Annotated in this window: 3 protein-coding genes; 1 reads left to right on the top strand and 2 read right to left on the bottom strand. The window is 38.5% G+C overall.

Features of this window, described 5'->3' with window-relative positions; all coding sequences use genetic code 11:
* Positions 1–261: 261 nt before the first annotated feature.
* A complete protein-coding gene (locus ACED25_RS23010) occupies positions 262–495 on the top strand; it encodes a hypothetical protein (RefSeq protein ID WP_371696221.1) in 234 nt (77 codons plus the stop codon).
* A 30-nt stretch (positions 496–525) separates the two neighbouring features.
* Here the strand turns inward: ACED25_RS23010 and ACED25_RS23005 are convergent, their stop codons facing one another.
* Both ACED25_RS23005 and ACED25_RS23000 read right to left on the bottom strand, forming a co-directional pair.
* Positions 526–1728, bottom strand: a complete 1203-nt coding sequence (locus ACED25_RS23005; protein WP_371696219.1) for a hypothetical protein — start codon at positions 1726–1728, stop codon at positions 526–528.
* 197 nt (positions 1729–1925) lie between these two features.
* The gene (locus ACED25_RS23000) at positions 1926–3788 is read right to left on the bottom strand and encodes an ATP-dependent endonuclease (protein ID WP_371696217.1); all 1863 of its coding nucleotides are present in this window, start codon (positions 3786–3788) and stop codon (positions 1926–1928) included.
* Positions 3789–4134 lie beyond the last annotated feature (346 nt).

The following is a 4134-nucleotide window of genomic DNA, read 5'->3' as shown; positions in this document are numbered from 1 at the left end:
CAAACGCCAGGTTAGCAAAAAGCTCTCTGAATGCTTCGTAACTTGTTTTGGGGCACTTTCGTGTTTGAAAGTGCAGTTTGAAAGTGCTGACTGTATCGGTTCTGGACAATTCTGTTTCAGTGACTTTACTAAATTAGTAAATCACCAATAACTAGAAGTATGGAAAAAGTCGCTTAGCTTAGTGTCTAGTCTCACTGGAGCAGATCAGTTGAAACATTATGACTGTTCTCCGCTCTCAAAATGGGTGAGTTTAAGTTTTTCTTGAAACCTAAAAGCTACGAACTTTCATTTTTAGAAAGCCCAAATGAGATGCTTCAAAGCCTGATTGAGCTTATCAAGCTTAATTATTTCTCGGATGAGTCTACCCATTTATATGGTGAGGTTTTAAAGCCATCAACAGCTACCAAGGACTCAGACTCACAATATGTCTACACGATTGCCACCCAAATAGTTGATAGAGAGTTAGATGCTGACCTGTTTAATGAACTGCTATAAGACCTGTGTATTGAGTTCAAAAAATACAATTTAATATTCTGAGCTATCTAGCAGGTCGATATTAATATCTTTACCATAATATCGTATCCCATTGAATGATATTATTTTTTTATGATTGTTAAGACTTTCGACTTCTACTTTACTTTCAGAGGTCAATAACTGCTCTAAAGATATGCATCTTACTAAATTTTGAATATCAAAGGTCGCATTCAAACGTGACTTTTTCTTGGGAACTTTAAATTCAAGTTTCACCTTGCCCTCTGGTAATTTAGATAGAGAGATGAACTCTAGTTGTTCAACCGGGCTCTCCTGATCCCTATTTTCAGATTTTCGAAATAATTGTTCAATATGGTCACCTGTTTGCGGGTCAACAACATATACACGAAAATGACGTTTTTTCTTCGTTTCTTCAACCCATGCATCTAAGTGTTCACAGCCCTTTAGTAACCATTTGTTGGCCGCTTTTTTAGAACTACGGATAAATTGAATATCCTGTCCATCATATAAAAGTGACACATGAACACGTTTGTCTTCAATGTTAAGAGAAAATGGGATCTTTGACTTGCCTAACGGGTCAAAAGTTTTTTTATCTTGCACGGTCGTAGTTTGGGAAACTTTGGGCTCATTTACTTGAGTCACCAGTTCCCCTAGCATTGTCCACGACTGAAGCCCGCTTGTAAGCGCAATTTCTACCTTAGGTCGAATTTTGTCTTCGGTCTTTCTTGCCAGCATAATAAGCTGATCTATATCATCCCCACTGCAAAATTTTTGCTTCAACAACTGATTTTTTAAAAGAAATCTAACAGAATATTCACTAGTCTTTGCTTGTACCCGAACACCCTCGCCATTAGCGAGTTTTACTTTTTTCTCTAAGATTAGCGGCTTCCAATAACTACTCATCCAATTAGCCGAAGCTGGCTTATTTTTCGAAACCTTGCGCTTAGTGGAAGTACGACGTTCAATTATACAAGGGTGTTTCGGCCATGGTGGTCCTAGCTCATCAAAATATACTTTTGCCCCATTTGGGTGCTCATAGTAAAAAACATTATCACCACAATTTGGACACTTTGCATTTGGAACCGTAAAGGCCTTATCTGAACTGTATTGTTTAGAATTAGATTTGAACCCTTTCGGCTGCTTAACACTTAACAATGTTGTAGCGTTTCTTTTTATTTTTCTATTCCCTGAAATTGGGCGCACAATCCCGTCAATAGTCACAAATGTAATCGACATAAAATTAACCTTACTAGCCTCTACAAACTTCCCTCACGACATGGTGTATTTTAAACTAATGCTCAAGGTACACTCTTGCTATCAATCAAAATATCTTTAAGTCGCTTTTGTCCCAAAGCATGGCGACATAACACGTCTCTTGCTCTAAAACGTTTCTGTCATATTAGAAAAAGTATGTCGAAGCCTTGAGTTTCTTATTAAGCTTTTGGCTTCAAGATACGTTCAATCTTACTTACTACATCCTCGCCTTTTTCAATGGTAATAGGAAATCCCCGAACATTTAAAATATTGCTTTTCAATGCAATTGAAAGTTGTTCGCCCTCTACCGTTAAATCAAAAAGTTCGGATTTTTCTCTTAGGATTGTTTTGCAAAGTATCTTCATTTCTTGAGTGTTAGAGCCTGCATTTAGCTTAGCTATAGCAGGTGCTGCTATTGATAGCAGCACATCTCTCAATGATTCGGCTTCATTGATTTTTTCACCTTGAGACGCAAACTTAATACACTTAGTTACTTCAGGTAGAACGACTTCTAACATTGAAGGATCCAAGCTATCCAAGTGTTCGATTTCATCCACAGCAGCGCTGGGTTTTCCCTCAGAAGTGAAGGTATCAGACGACTGATAATATGATTCAATTGCCCCTCTTCTTAGGATAAAACAACCCGCTAGTTCTAATAGCCCCAAGACAGCTTCCAAGCGGTTTCTAATTGTGACCCAAGATCTGTCAGCGTTTAAATCAGATAACGTACTTTCATCATGACTAAATAAAGCACAGAATACAGATCTTCGTTTTGCTTTAGTCTCTTCGCCTTCCCCTTTATTTACCCAATATGGGTGAGGAGTAGCTATATCCTTGATCTCTTCCCATTTGTTATTTGCCAATTGACAGAAATCATTAAAAGCAGCACTGGCAAGCGAAGCTGCAGAAGCAGCCCCAGACTCAGCGGCTTTTTGATCTGCGATTATACATCCGTTGAGATAATAGTTAGTTAATTCAAGGCCATCAGCAAAAGCATCAGCATCTGCTAAAACTACTGGAGTCTTTCCCATTAGTCTTATAAATTTTGACACTATAGGCATTTGACCTGTGCCAATCACTGGCAATAACTGAGAGCCAGATGCTTCCAAGTGAACCCCTAACTTTTGAGACAAAAAACTACAGATGAGGGCGTCTGAAGGCCCCTCAACTAATAGTGGCTTTTTACAAAATAGAGAAAGTTTATGTTCTTGTCCTAGGCGGGCAATTAATGCCTGTATTTTCTTGTTCTGAAGTTCGCCAGATTCTGGAGAGATTTGAACAGGTGCTGTATCTAAGTCATGGCAAAAGACTAGAGATAAAAGGTCGTCACATTTTAATATATTCAACATTTCTGTTGAATGAGTTGCCATAACTATTATCTTCTTAAAGCCTCCTTCAGAATAGTGGCCAGCAGCTGAAGCAATCTCATTAAGTAAAAATGCTTGTAACTGCGGATGCAGGGAGACTTCAGGTTCATCTAGCATCAAAGCGCCTACATCGTCATCATAAAGCGCTGATAATAAGCCAACTAAATGAAGTAACCCTGAAGCCTCTCGACCTGAAGAGTATGGCGCACCTTCCTTATCCAATCTTGCAAAAACAACCTTTAAAGTACCCGCATCCCATTCAATAATAAGATCTCTTTTGAATAACTTTTTAAGGCGCTCTTGCACTTTAACCAAAATATCAGCTCTCTCCGATAACGTTTGGAAGTCACCATTTAACGTTTCAATTTTATGACGCCTATCTACGTCACTTTTGTTACCAAAATTAGCACTTTCATATGATATCCGACCACCTCTGTGGCCGTCATAATCCGATCGACTATGTTCAAGCGTTCCCATTCTTCCTGCAGAAATAAATCTAACCTTCTTACCTTGAACATGCTGTGGTAGCGCATTTTTTATGGCTCTAAGCAGGTGTGTTTTACCACTTCCATTAGGTCCTATCAGTACTGTCAGTCCATTTCGAATGGTAATTTCACGATTAAAATTTCCATTGTGGCTCTGAATTGTAGTGTTTAACAATATAGGGAAAGACATATTATTCCTTTAAGGTATATAACAGTGCCTTTCTCAGAAGACATTGTTTTTATAATATTTAAAATATATGGGAACCATGACAGCAAAAGACTGTTCAATGGGCTTATTGTCCCTAGCACTCACAAATTACAGATCATGTCTGTATAGTTGCAAATGCTCAATTAGGCTCATAATCTGCTATTAGAAAATGTAGGTCAAGAACTGACGTGGGAAAGGGATCGGGAATCGACTGCTAAATTATTTCGGGGCAGAAATGAGCTAGAGCTACTACTCTAATGATTCATTAGAACGAATAGCAGCGTACCGATGCGATCGCTGCCATTTTAAGAGGATACTTTATTGCTTG

It is taken from the genome of Vibrio sp. 1F263 (genome assembly GCF_041439035.1).
GTDB lineage: Bacteria > Pseudomonadota > Gammaproteobacteria > Enterobacterales > Vibrionaceae > Vibrio > Vibrio tasmaniensis_A.
The sequence above is the reverse complement of the archived record's forward strand: the minus strand, read 5'-3'. Positions and strand labels throughout refer to the sequence as shown.

What these genes read in the sequence shown, in the direction of transcription:
- ACED25_RS23005 (WP_371696219.1), bottom strand. Translation starts at nt 1,728, where the DNA reads ATGTCGATTACATTTGTGACTATTGACGGGATTGTGCGCCCAATTTCA.
- ACED25_RS23000 (WP_371696217.1), bottom strand. Translation starts at nt 3,788, where the DNA reads ATGTCTTTCCCTATATTGTTAAACACTACAATTCAGAGCCACAATGGA.